Raw genomic sequence first — 12,750 nt, forward strand, 5'->3', positions numbered from 1 at the left:
CTAATGAACCCCAGTGTGTTAAGTGAAACATTGTAGCGCCGCGTCAGTTCAGGTAAGGGGACCAGGACGGTTCTCTGACTTCGCCTTGAGCGGTAGGAAGCGGGAGCCTCACACGTCCATTAATGGACACGAGCATCAAGACTCCCCGGCCCTGCTGGCGGGTGGCGTAGATTACCATGGTGCCGTTGGGCGCAACAGTAGCTGACTCATCAAGGTTGGTGTCTGTAAGGATTTTTACGCTACCGCGCTGCAAATCCTGAGCCGCCACCCGGAAGTTGGTGAAACCGTCCTGGCGGTGAATCATTACCAGGGTCTTTTCGTCAGCAGAAAGTTTCGGGTTGGCGTTGTAGTTACCAATAAAGGTCACACGCTCGGCGCCACCGCCATTGATGTTGCTTTTATAGACCTGCGGCTTGCCGCCACGGTCGGAAGTGAAATAGATGGTGGAACCATCCTTGCCCCAGAACGGCTCGGTATTGATGCCCGGACCACTGGTGACACGGCTGATTTGCCGGGATGCCATGTTCATCACATAGATATCCGGGTTGCCATCCTTGGACAGAACGAATGCCAGGCGAGTGCCATCAGGCGACCAGGCAGGCGCACCGTTCAAGCCTTCGAAGTTGGTGATCTGCTCACGACGCCCAGTGTCGATGTGCTGGACGAAGATCCGCGGACGCTTCTGCTCGAACGACACATACGCAATGCGCTTGCCATCAGGAGCGAAACGCGGCGACAGGATCGGCTCGCGGGACTGCAACAGAGTCACCGCCCGTGCGCCGTCGTAGTCCGAACGCTGCAGGGTGTAACGGGTGTTGTTCACCGAGAAGCGCTCAGCCGTCACATACAACAGGCGCGTCGAGAACGCTCCCTTGATGCCGGTGAGTTTTTCAAAGGACTGGTCGGAGATGTAGTGCGACATGTCCCGCAGTTGGTCGACGCTGCCCGACACGCTGCCGGTCAGCACTTGCTGCTCGGTGGCGACGTTGAACAACGCGTATTGCACCTGCAGGCGACCGCCCGCCGGAACAATGCTGCCGACCATTACGTACTGGGCGCCCAGTGCTTTCCAGTCACGGAAAATGACTTCGCTGGCCTGGGTCGGCAAGCTGATCATGTTCTGCTTTGGAATCGGTGCGTAGTAACCCGAGTTGCGCAGGTCGTCACCGATGATCTGCGCCATGTCGTCCGGCAGCACGCTGCCGCCCTGCCAGCCGAATGGCACTACCGCGATAGGCGTTGCCCGGTCGCTGCCACTGGTGACCAGAATGTTTTTTTCATCCGCTGCCGCTATCCCTGCCATACAGCAAATAACGACAAGCATTCCTCGAAGAAGGTTTCTCACAAGGCTAGATCCTCAGGTGTGAATGTCATCTTGAATGAACGATAGGGCGCGAAATCCTTCGGACTCAAACCCTGCATTTCTGTCAAACGCCCAATGTTCTTGACTGCCGCCACCGCCGAAGCGTCGAACGGACCATCACCACTGGACTTGATCACGCTGACCGTGGTCACCGTGCCATCAGGCAACATGCCGATCCGCAGTTCCACCGTCATGCCCTTGCGCGCCGAAGGTGGACGAGCCCAGCCTTCCGCTGCACGGATACGAATCAGGTCATCGAAACTGCCCGCGACACTGTCACCCACCTCATCCGATTTCGTGGCTTCACGCTCCGGCTTATCGGAAAGCAAGTCCGCCAAGGCCTGGGCCTTTTTCTCTTCGGCAGATTTGCGCGCTGCTTCCTGGGCCTTTTTCTTCGCGGCGTCGGCGGCAGCTTTTTTCTTCGCATCCTCGGCGATCTTTTTCTTCGCCTCGTCTGCTTCGGCTTTTTTCTTCGCGTCTTCCGCGGCTTTCTTCTTCGCGTCTTCGACGATTTTCTTCTTCGCTTCTTCAGCGGCCTTTTTCTTGGCCTCTTCTTCAGCGGCTTTCTTGGCTTCTTCTTCAGATTTCTTCTTGGCTATATCAGCCAATTGTTTCTCTTCAGCCTTTTTCGCTTCCGCGGTTTTCTTGGCTTCATCAGCCTTCTTCGCTTCGTCAGCTTTCTTGGCCTCGTCGGCCTTTTTCGCTTCCTCGGCTTTTTGAGCAGCCTCTTCTTTCTTTTGTTCCGCAGCCTTGATCTCTTCCTGCTCGACCTTTTTCTGCTCCAACTGCTCGGCTTCGGTCTGACGCGCGGCGGATTTCTTCGCCTCACCCGCAATCTTGTGATTGGTCTGGGTGGTCGCCGGACTCTTCGATTTCAGCTGATACAGGGTCGCCTGAACGATCGGCTTGGCCGGGGGCAGTTCCGGAGTCATGGCAAAGCTGACGAACAGCATGCCAAACACCAGCACGTGCAGGGCAATTGCCCAGACACTAGGCCAGAAGTAGCTTTCCGAGGCGGACGGCTCTCGCTGTTGGTGCATCAGGGCGCCTCGGTAATCAAGCCAACGTTACCGACTCCGGCTTTCTGCAGGCCGCCCATGGCACCCATCACGGCGCCGTAGTCGACGGATTTATCACCGCGAATGAACACCTGGGTGTGTTTGCCGCCTTCATTGCCGGCACGAATGATCTTGGTCACTGCGTCGGTCATCTGCGGCAAGGTCATCGCCTTGTCCTGTTGCTTTTCGGTATCGACTTCACTGCCAAGGTTCCAGTAATAGGTCTTGTCAGCCTTGATCGAGATGGTCAGCACCTGGGTGTTGTTGTCCTGGGGCAAGGCTTCGCTGGAAACCTTGGGCAGGTCAACTTTCACGCCCTGGTTGAGCATCGGCGCGGTCACCATGAAGATAACCAGCAGTACCAACATCACGTCGATGTAGGGCACCACGTTCATCTCGGCAACCGGCTTGCGTTTGTGGCGAACTCGGGCCATGGGGTTTACCTGCTCACTCTTCGCTGGTGTGCACTTTACGGTGCAGGATCGCCTGGAACTCGTCGGCGAAGGTGTAGTAACGGCTGATCAGCGTCTCGCCACGAGCGGCGAAACGGTTGTAGGCGATCACCGCCGGGATGGCCGCGAACAGACCGATGGCCGTAGCGATCAGGGCTTCGGCGATACCCGGGGCCACAGTGGCCAGGGTCGCTTGCTGGGCCTGAGCCAGGCCGCGGAAAGAGTTCATGATCCCCCAGACGGTACCGAACAGACCAATGTATGGACTGACCGAACCGACGGTGGCGAGGAACGGCAGGCTCTGCTCGAGCTTTTCTTCTTCGCGGGAAATCGCTACACGCATGGCGCGGGCTACGCCTTCCATGACGGCTTCAGGATCGACGCCCGGTTGCTGGCGCAGACGGGAGAACTCCTTGAAACCGGCACGGAAAATCTGCTCGACACCGGAGTCCGGGTCTGGGTTGCTGCCCGCCTGACGGTACAGCTTGGACAGGTCGATACCGGACCAGAAGCGCTCTTCGAAGCTCTCCAGGGCACGTCGACCGGCGCGCAGCAGATTGCTGCGCTGAAAGATCATGATCCATGAAGTCACCGATGCGGCAACCAGGGTCAGCATTACCAACTGCACTACAACGCTGGCATTGCTGACCAGGCTCCACATGGAGGAATGGTCGACGACGTTAGCTTCCACGCTTTATCTCCTGCTCTGAGTGTGTACCCGCGCTGCTCTCGTCGGCAAAGGCCGTACGCAGAGCGTCTGGAATGGCGCGGGGTTTGAAAGTGTCGGCGCGCACACAGGCCACCAAAAACTGCCCTTCACAGAGCAGCGCATTATCCGTGGATCGCCTGACCTGCTGAGTGAAACGCAGGCTGACCCGGTTCAATTCGGTGACATGGGCACTGACCAGAAGCTCGTCGTCCAGTCGCGCCGGCGCGTGATAACGCGCTTCGCTGGAATGCACGACGAATAACAGGTTCTCCCCTGCCAGCTGCGATTGGGCAAAGCCCAGGTGTCGTAGCCGCTCGGTTCGAGCCCGCTCCATAAACTTAAGGTAATTAACGTAATACACGATGCCGCCGGCATCGGTGTCCTCGTAATAAACGCGACAACGATGTGCGAACGGCTCAAGCCCGTTTTGCGCGCGCATACTCTAGTGCTTACTCCTCAGGTTGCCAATCCGGCCAGGCAACTGTTTTTTCATTCTTGAACGACTTTTCGTGAAGTTTTAACGATGCCAGTCCCTAGGACAGCACAAACCCCGAATAAATCGACAAGGCGCGGGTTATTAATCGTCCACGGCATCGAGGAATTCGTCTACCACGGGCATGTCTCCCATTCGTGACGGAATGTTTAGCCCGAAGTGCAGGTAGGCGTGCCGGGTTACCACACGACCACGAGGGGTACGCATGATGTAGCCCTGCTGGATCAGATATGGCTCCAGCACATCCTCGATGGTATGGCGCTCCTCGCTGATGGCCGCAGCCAGGCTGTCGACGCCCACCGGGCCACCGTCGAACTTCTCGATCATGGTCAGCAATAGACGCCGGTCCTGGTGGTCGAAGCCACGCTCGTCAACGTCCAGCAGGTTCAGTGCCAGATCAGCGATCGGCTTGGTGATATGCCCCTTGGCCCGCACTTCGGCGAAGTCCCGTACCCGACGCAACAGGCGGTTGGCGATCCGCGGCGTACCCCGGGCGCGCCGAGCCACCTCGAAGGCGCCTTCCGGGTCCAGCGGCAGCCCGAGAATACCGGCGGAACGACTGACGATGGTCGCCAGGTCTGCGGTGCTATAGAACTCCAGGCGCTGAACGATACCGAAACGATCGCGCAACGGATTGGTCAGCATCCCCGCACGCGTGGTCGCCCCCACCAGAGTGAACGGCGGCAGGTCCAGCTTGATCGAACGCGCCGCAGGGCCTTCGCCAATCATGATGTCGAGCTGAAAGTCCTCCATGGCCGGGTACAGCACTTCCTCGACGATCGGCGACAGCCGATGAATCTCGTCGATGAACAGCACATCATGGGGCTCAAGATTGGTCAGCAGCGCCGCCAGATCGCCTGGGCGCTCCAGCACCGGGCCGGAAGTGCTCTTGATCGATACGCCCATTTCCTCGGCGATGATATTGGCCAATGTGGTCTTGCCCAGCCCCGGAGGGCCAAAGATCAGGGTGTGATCCAGGGATTCGTTGCGCCCACGGGCGGCCTGGATGAACAGCTCCATCTGCTCGCGCACGCTGGGCTGGCCGATGTAGTCGGCCAGACTGACCGGGCGAATCGCCCGATCCTGGATTTCCTCGCGCTCACGGGGCCCCGTGGCGGCGATCAGACGGTCAGCTTCAATCACTTAAATCATTCCCTTCAGGGCTCGGCGGATCATGTCTTCACTGCTCAAGCCTTTGTCTTTGATCGCAGATACCGCCTTACTGGCCTCCTGCGGCTTGTAGCCCAGGGAGATCAGCGCACTGACCGCATCCGACTCGGCGCTGGCCACCGGCACTGGCGCATCCGGCTGGTTTGGCACCAGGGCAAACATGCTCGGTACGGCTTCCCAGGCCTTGAAACGGTCCTTGAGTTCCACCAGCAAGCGCTCGGCGGTCTTCTTGCCGACACCAGGCACCTTGGTCAAGGCCGAAGTGTCCTGAGCTTGCACGCAGCGCACCAGCTCATCCACCTCAAGGCTGGACATCAAGGCCAGGGCCAGTTTCGGGCCTACACCATTGAGACGGATCAACTCGCGAAAAAAGTCTCGCTCGCGCTTGCTGGCGAAGCCGTAGAGTAACTGCGCGTCCTCACGGACGACCAAATGGGTGTGCAAGGTCAGGGGTTCGCCGACCGACGGCAAGCGATACAAGGTGGTCATCGGCACTTCGACTTCGTACCCCAGCCCGTTTACATCAAGAATCAGGTGCGGCGGCTGTTTCTCAGCCAGGGTGCCGCGCAAGCGTCCAATCACGTTTCAGATCCTTAGGCGATGGCCAGCCCGCAGCTGGCGACTCGTTGGGCGAGCGTCTGCGCCGGCTACCCAGGCGTACAACGCTCAACCCTTAAAATGACTGCGCTGATGCTATCAGAGACGCAAGCGACCGCCACGACTGCGTGCCGTTCCCAACCCATGGGGCAACAGACTGGAACGGGTGTGGGCGTGACAGATGGCAATGGCCAGGGCGTCCGAGGCATCGATCTGCGGTTTGGTGGTCAATTTGAGCAGGTGCATGACCATCATCTGCACCTGCTCCTTATTGGCGCCGCCGGTGCCGGCCACGGCCTGCTTGACCTGGGTGGCAGTGTACTCGGCAATCTCCAGCCCTTCTTCGGCGCCGGCGACAATTGCCGCGCCACGTGCCTGGCCAAGCTTCAGCGCCGAGTCGGCGTTGCGCGCCATGAACACCTTCTCGATCCCCATGGTCACCGGACCGTAGGTCTGGATGACCTCACGAACACCGCGATAGACGATCTGCAGCCGATCGGGCAGCTCGCCGGCGCCGGTACGGATGCAACCGGAGGCCACGTACACACAGCCGCGCCCCGTGTCTCGAACCACGCCATAACCGGTAATGCGCGAACCGGGGTCGATGCCAAGAATAAGAGTCATAACGCCTGCTGCTTGAATAAAGAGGCTTGCCGGCCATGACCGGAACAGCGAAAAGGCAGAAGCCGGAAGTACCCTGCCGCGCAATCATCGCGGCTTCGCACATCCGGCTTCAAGGTTAGTGCAGTTGGATCAGCCGAGCTGCTCGGCAACCGACTCCGGAATATCTGCGTTGGAATAAACGTTCTGCACGTCATCCAGGTCTTCCAGCATGTCGATCAGCTTGAGAACCTTTTCCGCACCTTCCAGATCCAGTTCGGCACTGGTGGTAGGCAGCATGACGATTTCCGCGTCAGCAGCAGTGAAACCCGCCGCATCCAGGGCATTGCGCACGCCATAGAAACCGGCGAACGAGGTAAACACATCGACGGAGCCGTCTTCGTTGCTGACCACGTCGTCGGCATCGGCTTCCATCGCCGCTTCCATCAACGCGTCTTCATCGACACCTTCGGCGAAGGTGATCTGCCCCTTGCGCTCGAACAGATAGGCCACCGAACCGTCCGTGCCCAGGTTGCCGCCACACTTGCTGAAGGCATGACGCACAGCCGCCGCGGTGCGGTTGCGGTTGTCGGTCATGCACTCGACCATCACCGCCACGCCGTTGGGGCCATAGCCTTCATAGGTCAGCTCGACCACGTCGTCGCTGCCGGCAGCACCGGTACCACGAGCGATGGCACGATCGATGATATCGCGACTCATGTTGGCGCCCAGAGCCTTGTCCAGGGCCAGGCGCAGACGCGGATTGGAGTTCGGATCGCCACCGCCCTGGCGGGCGGCAACGGTCAGCTCACGAATCCACTTGGTGAAGATCTTGCCTCTCTTGGCATCCTGACGCTCTTTGCGGTGCTTGATGTTCGCCCACTTGGAATGACCTGCCATAACTTGCTCCAAATTCTCTTTGAAACATTGCCCACGCCACTTGGCGGGTGCGGGCAACAAAAACTCGACCCATAGAAAAAGCGCACCCGAAGGTGCGCCTTATCGGGCCGGCTTACTCAGCCTTGGGCTGTTCGCGCAGGCGGATGTGCAGCTCGCGCAGAGCCTTGGCATCCACCAGACCCGGTGCCTGAGTCATGACGCAGGCCGCGCTCTGGGTTTTCGGGAAAGCGATCACTTCACGGATCGACTGGGCGCCGGTCATCAGCATCACCAAACGGTCCAGGCCGAAGGCCAGGCCACCGTGCGGCGGCGCGCCGTACTTGAGGGCGTCCAGCAGGAAGCCGAACTTCTCTTCCTGCTCGGCTTCGCTGATACCCAGCAGGCGGAATACCGCTTGCTGCATTTCCTTGCGGTGGATACGGATCGAACCGCCACCCAGCTCGGTGCCGTTCAGCACCATGTCGTAAGCGCGCGACAGAGCGGTAGCCGGGTTGGCTTCCAGTTCTTCAGGCGAGCATTTCGGCGCGGTGAACGGGTGGTGCAAGGCGGTGAAGCTACCGTCGTCGTTTTCTTCGAACATCGGGAAGTCGACCACCCACATCGGAGCCCATTCGCAGGTCAGCAGGTTCAAGTCGTGACCGAGCTTGATGCGCAGGGCGCCCAGGGCTTCGCTGACGATCTTGGCCTTGTCGGCACCGAAGAACACGATATCGCCGTCGACCGCACCCACGCGATCCAGGATCACGTTCAGGTTGGCTTCCGGGATGTTTTTCACGATCGGCGATTGCAGACCTTCAACACCCTTGGCGCGCTCGTTAACCTTGATGTAGGCCAGGCCCTTGGCACCGTAGATGCCGACAAACTTGGTGTAATCGTCGATCTGCTTGCGCGGCATGCTCGCCCCGCCTGGAACGCGCAAGGCGGCAATACGGCATTTCGGATCGTTGGCCGGGCCGCTGAACACCTTGAATTCCACTTCTTTGAGCTGGTCGGCAACGTCCACCAGTTCCAGCGGGTTGCGCAGGTCCGGCTTGTCGGAACCATAGCGACGCATGGCTTCTTCGAAAGTCATGTGCGGGAATTCGCCGAATTCCAGATCCAGCACTTCCTTGAACAGGTTGCGGATCATGCCTTCGGTCAGGCCCATGATGTCTTTTTCATCGAGGAAGCTGGTCTCGATGTCGATCTGAGTGAACTCAGGCTGACGGTCGGCACGCAGGTCTTCGTCGCGGAAGCACTTGGCGATCTGATAGTAGCGATCGAAGCCGGCCACCATCAGCAGCTGCTTGAACAGCTGTGGCGATTGCGGCAGAGCGAAGAAGCTGCCGGCATGGGTACGGCTCGGCACCAGATAGTCGCGAGCACCTTCAGGGGTGGCGCGAGTCAGGATCGGGGTTTCCACGTCGAGGAAACCGTTCTCGTCCAGGTAGCGACGGATGCTGGTGGTCATGCGCGAACGCAGGCGCAGCTTCTCGGCCATTTCCGGACGACGCAGGTCGATGAAGCGATAGCGCAGACGGGTTTCTTCACCCACGTCGGAGTATTCGTTGAGCGGGAACGGCGGGGTTTCCGCTTCGTTCAGCACTTCCAGCTCGTAGCCCAGCACTTCGATCATGCCCGAAGCCATGTTGGCGTTGCCGGCACCGGCCGGACGCAGACGCACCTTACCGGTGATCTTGACTACGTATTCGCTGCGCACGCGGTCGGCGGCGGCGAAGGTTTCAGCGCGGTCCGGGTCGAACACCACCTGGGCCAGACCTTCACGATCACGGATATCGAGGAAAATCACTCCGCCATGGTCACGGCGACGGTGGACCCATCCGCAAAGGGTTACTTCCTGACCTTCCAGGCTTTCGTTCAGTTGGCCGCAATAATGGCTGCGCATCATGGTAGTGGTTTCACTTCTCGTAATTCGAAATTCGATGGAGGCCTTGCGCACCTCAAGGTGCCGGATAGTGCAAGAACTCGCGCGTGTCGTTCAACTTAGTCAGCTTTGTCGCCACCGGCCAGGTTCTTCTTGGAGCCGGTCTTGAAGTCAGTTTCATACCAGCCAGTACCACTGAGGCGGAAACCGGGCATGGACAGCATCTTTTTCAGTTCAGGCGCCTGGCAGGCAGGGCAGTCGACCAGCGGCGCGGCGCTGATCTTTTGAATGGCTTCCAACTGATGACCACAGGAAGCGCATTGGTAGTCGTACATGGGCATGGGGAGCGTCTCGGCAATCCAGATTACTGCTTGAACTACAGCCAGAGCCCACGCCAAAGCTCGGGCTACCTAGCAAAGAGCGGGATTATATCCATTAAATCGGCCCTGTGCAGCCGTATGACCATATAGATAGCGGACGCTGCGAAAAGGTGCGAATGACGCCTTGGACGCCATTCGCTATTACAGGCTTAACGATTTTCCAGCAGAGAGCGCAGCATCCACGCGGTTTTTTCATGCACCTGCATACGCTGGGTCAGCAGATCCGCGGTCGGCTCATCGCTGACTTTGTCCAGCAACGGAAAGATGCCGCGGGCGGTGCGGGTTACCGCTTCCTGACCGGCCACCAGCTGTTTGATCATTTCTTCAGCCGCCGGCACGCCCTCCTCCTCCTTGATCGAGGACAGTCGGGCATAAATGGAATAGGCGCCTGGAGCCGGGAAGCCCAAGGCACGGATACGTTCGGCAATCAGGTCAACGGCCAGGGCCAGTTCGTTGTATTGCTCTTCGAACATCAGGTGCAGGGTGCGAAATTGTGGGCCGGTGACGTTCCAATGGAAGTTATGGGTTTTCAGGTACAACACGTAAGTATCCGAAAGCAGACGGGAAAGACCGTCGACGATGGATTTACGATCTTCTTCGCTGATACCGATATCAATTGCCATGTTTCTCTCCGTTAACGGGATGGATTCACCCAATCAGCTGCCGGACCACTCTAGCAAGAGTACTGCTCCCCCGCCGACCCGGATCGTCGATCCGCCTGCGGTGGATTGTCTCGCGGCCCAGCCAAGGCTTTTAAGCGTTGAGTTCGAGCCAGCTCTGACAGCAGGGGAAAACCGACGTTCCTTGAAAAAACCTCTGCCATCCGTCTAGAACAGGTCTTTGCCCGATGCTGCGAATCCACCACCTGCCCCGCTGCATTTCCAGCCTCCCGCCGAGGGCCGCTACTGATTTGAGAAGGCCTGGGCTTTGCTGTTAAATAGAGCCCGTGTCGCTGTTGCCTATTTCTTCGGCCAGCGCGCATAGGCTGACACCGCGTACGTAACCACCGCCTCACCTATTTGTTCAGAAGCGAACCGTGCGTGATCAGCTCTTCCTTGTGCTTCCTTCTTAACGTGAGTTAATCAAAATGTTGAAAATCGTCCACCTGCTGACAGGCATTGCAGCTTTGCTGCTGTCCTTGATTCCGAGCCTTAGATCCGACGCAATTCCCTACCTGCAACAACCCGATGCTATTTACCTGGCCCTTTTCGGCCTGCTCAACCTGATCCTCGCTCCAGTTATCCCTTACTGGAACAAAGGCTCGCGCCATCATCTGCAGAATCTGGTCAGCGCCCTGCTGGTACTGGTCGTCGTCCTGCAAACCCTCACCCTGCTGGCACCAATGCCAGTCATTGGTGGCCAACCGGCGGTCCTGGTCAGCCTGCTGACCGCTCTGCTCGCCGTGGTCCTGCATCTGGCCATCAGCTTTTACAAGTCCTCACCGGCGGCCTCCGCAGCGCCTGCCTACGACATGAGCAACCGCGATACCGGCACCGTGAAGTGGTTCAACACGTCCAAGGGTTTCGGCTTTATCTCCCGGGACTCCGGCGACGATATCTTCGTACACTTTCGCGCCATTCGCGGAGAAGGCCACCGTGTCCTGGTAGAAGGCCAGCGCGTAGAGTTTTCGGTGATGAACCGCGACAAGGGCCTGCAAGCCGAAGATGTCATCGCTGCATTGCCGCGCCGCTGATCCGCGCCCACAAAAAAACCGCGCCAAGGCGCGGTTTTTTTATACCTCAAAGACAGCTGCTCTCCCTCAATAATGCGGGGGCGGCGCCTCCTCCTCGAAAGATTCGAACTGCCCGACCATTTCTTCCTGACGCTTGAGCAAGGCACTCATCTGCAACTGCAGGCGTTCCACAATCTTCTGTTGCGATACCAGAACATCGTTCAAGGCTTGAATGGTGTCGTCTTGGAACGCCAGGCGGCTCTCCAGATCGGTTACACGTTCTTCCAGACTCATGACTCAGCCCTCCAGAAACTGGAAATCATTGGCCAACACCACCCGCAGCCGATCACGGATCGCCGCAACCTGCTGCGAATTGTAAGGTTTGGCCGGGTGCTTGCCCCATACCGGCGCAGGCCAAGCCACATCATCGCGCTTACGCACGATTACATGCATATGCAACTGGCTGACCACGTTACCCAGGGTTGCCACATTCATCTTGTCGGCGTCGAAGGAGTCCTTGAGCACTTCAGCCAGAACCGTGGTTTCCTGCAACAGTTGCTGCTGGTCGGTGACATCCAGCTGAAACAACTCGCTGATATCTTCTCGACGTGGCACCAGGATGAACCAGGGATAGTTTGCGTCATTGGACAGCAGCAACCGACAGAGGGGGAAATCCCCGATAGGCAATGTGTCTTGTTGCAGCCGTGAATCTAAAGTGAACACCGCGCTTACTCCCGCTCAGCTCATTCCAGCCTGGCCCTCAGCATCAACGACACTCGCCAGGCGACAGACGCGCAGCATACCTGCGAATGCATTGGGCTTCATGGTCAATGAGCCTGAGCCCCGATAGCGCCTTCTTACTCCCGGCAAGGAGCCGACTTCAATGCAAGAGCCACGCCCCATAGCAGAACACTTTCCTGCATCTCGCACCATTTGCGCACAACACGCAGAAAATGCCCAAAAAGTGACTGGCTAAGCCATTGATGTTCCTCACTCTATCTGCCCACTACTGTATGAACCGTGCACAGCGTTGCAAAAGTTTTGCACCAGAATCGCACAGGCGGTCTACGCTAAATTCCTCAAGCATCCGCCGTTTACTCACTTTGCAGTGTGCAGCGGTAACGTTTTGGCACGCTGTGCAACTTATTGCACAGTCCTGCACCAGGAAGAGCATCGCGTCAAGCCAAACAAAAAGACGCTTGAAATGGCGATTTTATGCGGTTTTTACAGGTCGGCATGCCGCCCAGAAGAAAAAAGACGGAGCAAATTCGATTTGTGCACGCTTGTTGCATTCAACCCGACATCGTCTGCGGCGGGCCATCCGAAGTGGCCCATCACAGACTCATAATAATAGTGGCAGGGTTGCCCCGCGGTGCTTTGTAGAGTGTGTGCATGGGGGGCTTAATTCCTCGTGATATTGCTTCGAAGAACACTGCATAAGTTGTTGGTCCGGATACAGACTGACTGCAGAATTGCGACACCGATCGAGCAA

15 protein-coding genes are annotated in these 12,750 nt (G+C 58.3%); 1 reads left to right on the forward strand and 14 read right to left on the reverse strand.

The annotated features are described in order from the left end of the window. Nucleotides 1-43 precede the first annotated feature (43 nt). From tolB to ACSSVC_RS28330, 12 genes are all read right to left on the reverse strand, one after another. Nucleotides 44-1,324: a Tol-Pal system beta propeller repeat protein TolB gene (gene tolB, locus ACSSVC_RS28275; RefSeq protein ID WP_015636767.1), complete on the reverse strand. Its 1,281-nt coding sequence runs from the start codon at nucleotides 1,322-1,324 to the stop codon at nucleotides 44-46. A 17-nt stretch (nucleotides 1,325-1,341) separates the two neighbouring features. Next, on the reverse strand, nucleotides 1,342-2,403 hold the full coding sequence (gene tolA / locus ACSSVC_RS28280; RefSeq protein ID WP_346632437.1) for a cell envelope integrity protein TolA: 1,062 nt from the start codon (nucleotides 2,401-2,403) through the stop codon (nucleotides 1,342-1,344). Beyond that, complete coding sequence (gene tolR, locus ACSSVC_RS28285; protein WP_011063015.1) at nucleotides 2,403-2,855, reverse strand: protein TolR; 453 nt, start codon at nucleotides 2,853-2,855, stop codon at nucleotides 2,403-2,405. Before tolR ends, tolA begins: the two co-directional genes overlap by 1 nt. Nucleotides 2,856-2,868: 13 nt before the next feature. Further along, nucleotides 2,869-3,564, reverse strand: coding sequence for a protein TolQ (gene tolQ, locus ACSSVC_RS28290; protein ID WP_011063016.1), 696 nt, complete (start codon nucleotides 3,562-3,564; stop codon nucleotides 2,869-2,871). Further along, nucleotides 3,554-4,021: a tol-pal system-associated acyl-CoA thioesterase gene (ybgC, locus tag ACSSVC_RS28295; RefSeq protein WP_446439192.1), complete on the reverse strand. Its 468-nt coding sequence runs from the start codon at nucleotides 4,019-4,021 to the stop codon at nucleotides 3,554-3,556. Before ybgC ends, tolQ begins: the two co-directional genes overlap by 11 nt. 138 nt (nucleotides 4,022-4,159) lie before the next feature. Then, nucleotides 4,160-5,218: a Holliday junction branch migration DNA helicase RuvB gene (gene ruvB / locus ACSSVC_RS28300; protein WP_011063018.1), complete on the reverse strand. Its 1,059-nt coding sequence runs from the start codon at nucleotides 5,216-5,218 to the stop codon at nucleotides 4,160-4,162. Next, complete coding sequence (gene ruvA, locus ACSSVC_RS28305) at nucleotides 5,219-5,827, reverse strand: Holliday junction branch migration protein RuvA (protein ID WP_123726120.1); 609 nt, start codon at nucleotides 5,825-5,827, stop codon at nucleotides 5,219-5,221. A 114-nt stretch (nucleotides 5,828-5,941) separates the two neighbouring features. After that, on the reverse strand, nucleotides 5,942-6,466 hold the full coding sequence (ruvC, locus tag ACSSVC_RS28310; RefSeq protein ID WP_011063020.1) for a crossover junction endodeoxyribonuclease RuvC: 525 nt from the start codon (nucleotides 6,464-6,466) through the stop codon (nucleotides 5,942-5,944). Nucleotides 6,467-6,595: 129 nt separating this feature from the next. Then, nucleotides 6,596-7,342 carry a YebC/PmpR family DNA-binding transcriptional regulator gene (locus ACSSVC_RS28315; RefSeq protein ID WP_346632439.1) on the reverse strand — a complete coding sequence of 249 codons (747 nt, stop codon included), beginning with the start codon at nucleotides 7,340-7,342 and terminating at the stop codon, nucleotides 6,596-6,598. 112 nt (nucleotides 7,343-7,454) lie between these two features. After that, nucleotides 7,455-9,230 carry an aspartate--tRNA ligase gene (gene aspS / locus ACSSVC_RS28320; protein WP_346632440.1) on the reverse strand — a complete coding sequence of 592 codons (1,776 nt, stop codon included), beginning with the start codon at nucleotides 9,228-9,230 and terminating at the stop codon, nucleotides 7,455-7,457. Between the two features lie 95 nt (nucleotides 9,231-9,325). Further along, nucleotides 9,326-9,547, reverse strand: a complete 222-nt coding sequence (locus tag ACSSVC_RS28325; RefSeq protein ID WP_010457489.1) for an FmdB family zinc ribbon protein — start codon at nucleotides 9,545-9,547, stop codon at nucleotides 9,326-9,328. A 188-nt stretch (nucleotides 9,548-9,735) separates the two neighbouring features. Then, nucleotides 9,736-10,209 carry a Dps family protein gene (locus tag ACSSVC_RS28330; RefSeq protein ID WP_011063023.1) on the reverse strand — a complete coding sequence of 158 codons (474 nt, stop codon included), beginning with the start codon at nucleotides 10,207-10,209 and terminating at the stop codon, nucleotides 9,736-9,738. Nucleotides 10,210-10,673: 464 nt separating this feature from the next. Here ACSSVC_RS28330 and ACSSVC_RS28335 point away from each other — a divergent pair, with 464 nt between their 5' ends. Beyond that, nucleotides 10,674-11,279, forward strand: a complete 606-nt coding sequence (locus tag ACSSVC_RS28335) for a cold shock domain-containing protein membrane protein (protein ID WP_346632441.1) — start codon at nucleotides 10,674-10,676, stop codon at nucleotides 11,277-11,279. A 66-nt stretch (nucleotides 11,280-11,345) separates the two neighbouring features. Here the strand turns inward: ACSSVC_RS28335 and ACSSVC_RS28340 are convergent, their stop codons facing one another. Further along, complete coding sequence (locus ACSSVC_RS28340; RefSeq protein WP_346632442.1) at nucleotides 11,346-11,552, reverse strand: SlyX family protein; 207 nt, start codon at nucleotides 11,550-11,552, stop codon at nucleotides 11,346-11,348. Between the two features lie 3 nt (nucleotides 11,553-11,555). Next, on the reverse strand, nucleotides 11,556-11,981 hold the full coding sequence (locus ACSSVC_RS28345) for an HIT domain-containing protein (RefSeq protein WP_492611748.1): 426 nt from the start codon (nucleotides 11,979-11,981) through the stop codon (nucleotides 11,556-11,558). Nucleotides 11,982-12,750 lie beyond the last annotated feature (769 nt).

This window comes from Pseudomonas sp. E1BtOHC1 (genome assembly GCF_058744285.1).

What these genes read in the sequence shown, in the direction of transcription:
- ACSSVC_RS28325 (WP_010457489.1), bottom strand. Translation starts at nt 9,547, where the DNA reads ATGCCCATGTACGACTACCAATGCGCTTCCTGTGGTCATCAGTTGGAA.
- tolB (WP_015636767.1), bottom strand. Translation starts at nt 1,324, where the DNA reads ATGCTTGTCGTTATTTGCTGTATGGCAGGGATAGCGGCAGCGGATGAA.
- ACSSVC_RS28335 (WP_346632441.1), top strand. Translation starts at nt 10,674, where the DNA reads ATGTTGAAAATCGTCCACCTGCTGACAGGCATTGCAGCTTTGCTGCTG.
- ybgC (WP_446439192.1), bottom strand. Translation starts at nt 4,021, where the DNA reads ATGCGCGCGCAAAACGGGCTTGAGCCGTTCGCACATCGTTGTCGCGTT.
- aspS (WP_346632440.1), bottom strand. Translation starts at nt 9,230, where the DNA reads ATGATGCGCAGCCATTATTGCGGCCAACTGAACGAAAGCCTGGAAGGT.
- tolR (WP_011063015.1), bottom strand. Translation starts at nt 2,855, where the DNA reads ATGGCCCGAGTTCGCCACAAACGCAAGCCGGTTGCCGAGATGAACGTG.
- ACSSVC_RS28330 (WP_011063023.1), bottom strand. Translation starts at nt 10,209, where the DNA reads ATGGCAATTGATATCGGTATCAGCGAAGAAGATCGTAAATCCATCGTC.
- ACSSVC_RS28315 (WP_346632439.1), bottom strand. Translation starts at nt 7,342, where the DNA reads ATGGCAGGTCATTCCAAGTGGGCGAACATCAAGCACCGCAAAGAGCGT.
- ACSSVC_RS28340 (WP_346632442.1), bottom strand. Translation starts at nt 11,552, where the DNA reads ATGAGTCTGGAAGAACGTGTAACCGATCTGGAGAGCCGCCTGGCGTTC.
- ruvC (WP_011063020.1), bottom strand. Translation starts at nt 6,466, where the DNA reads ATGACTCTTATTCTTGGCATCGACCCCGGTTCGCGCATTACCGGTTAT.
- tolA (WP_346632437.1), bottom strand. Translation starts at nt 2,403, where the DNA reads ATGCACCAACAGCGAGAGCCGTCCGCCTCGGAAAGCTACTTCTGGCCT.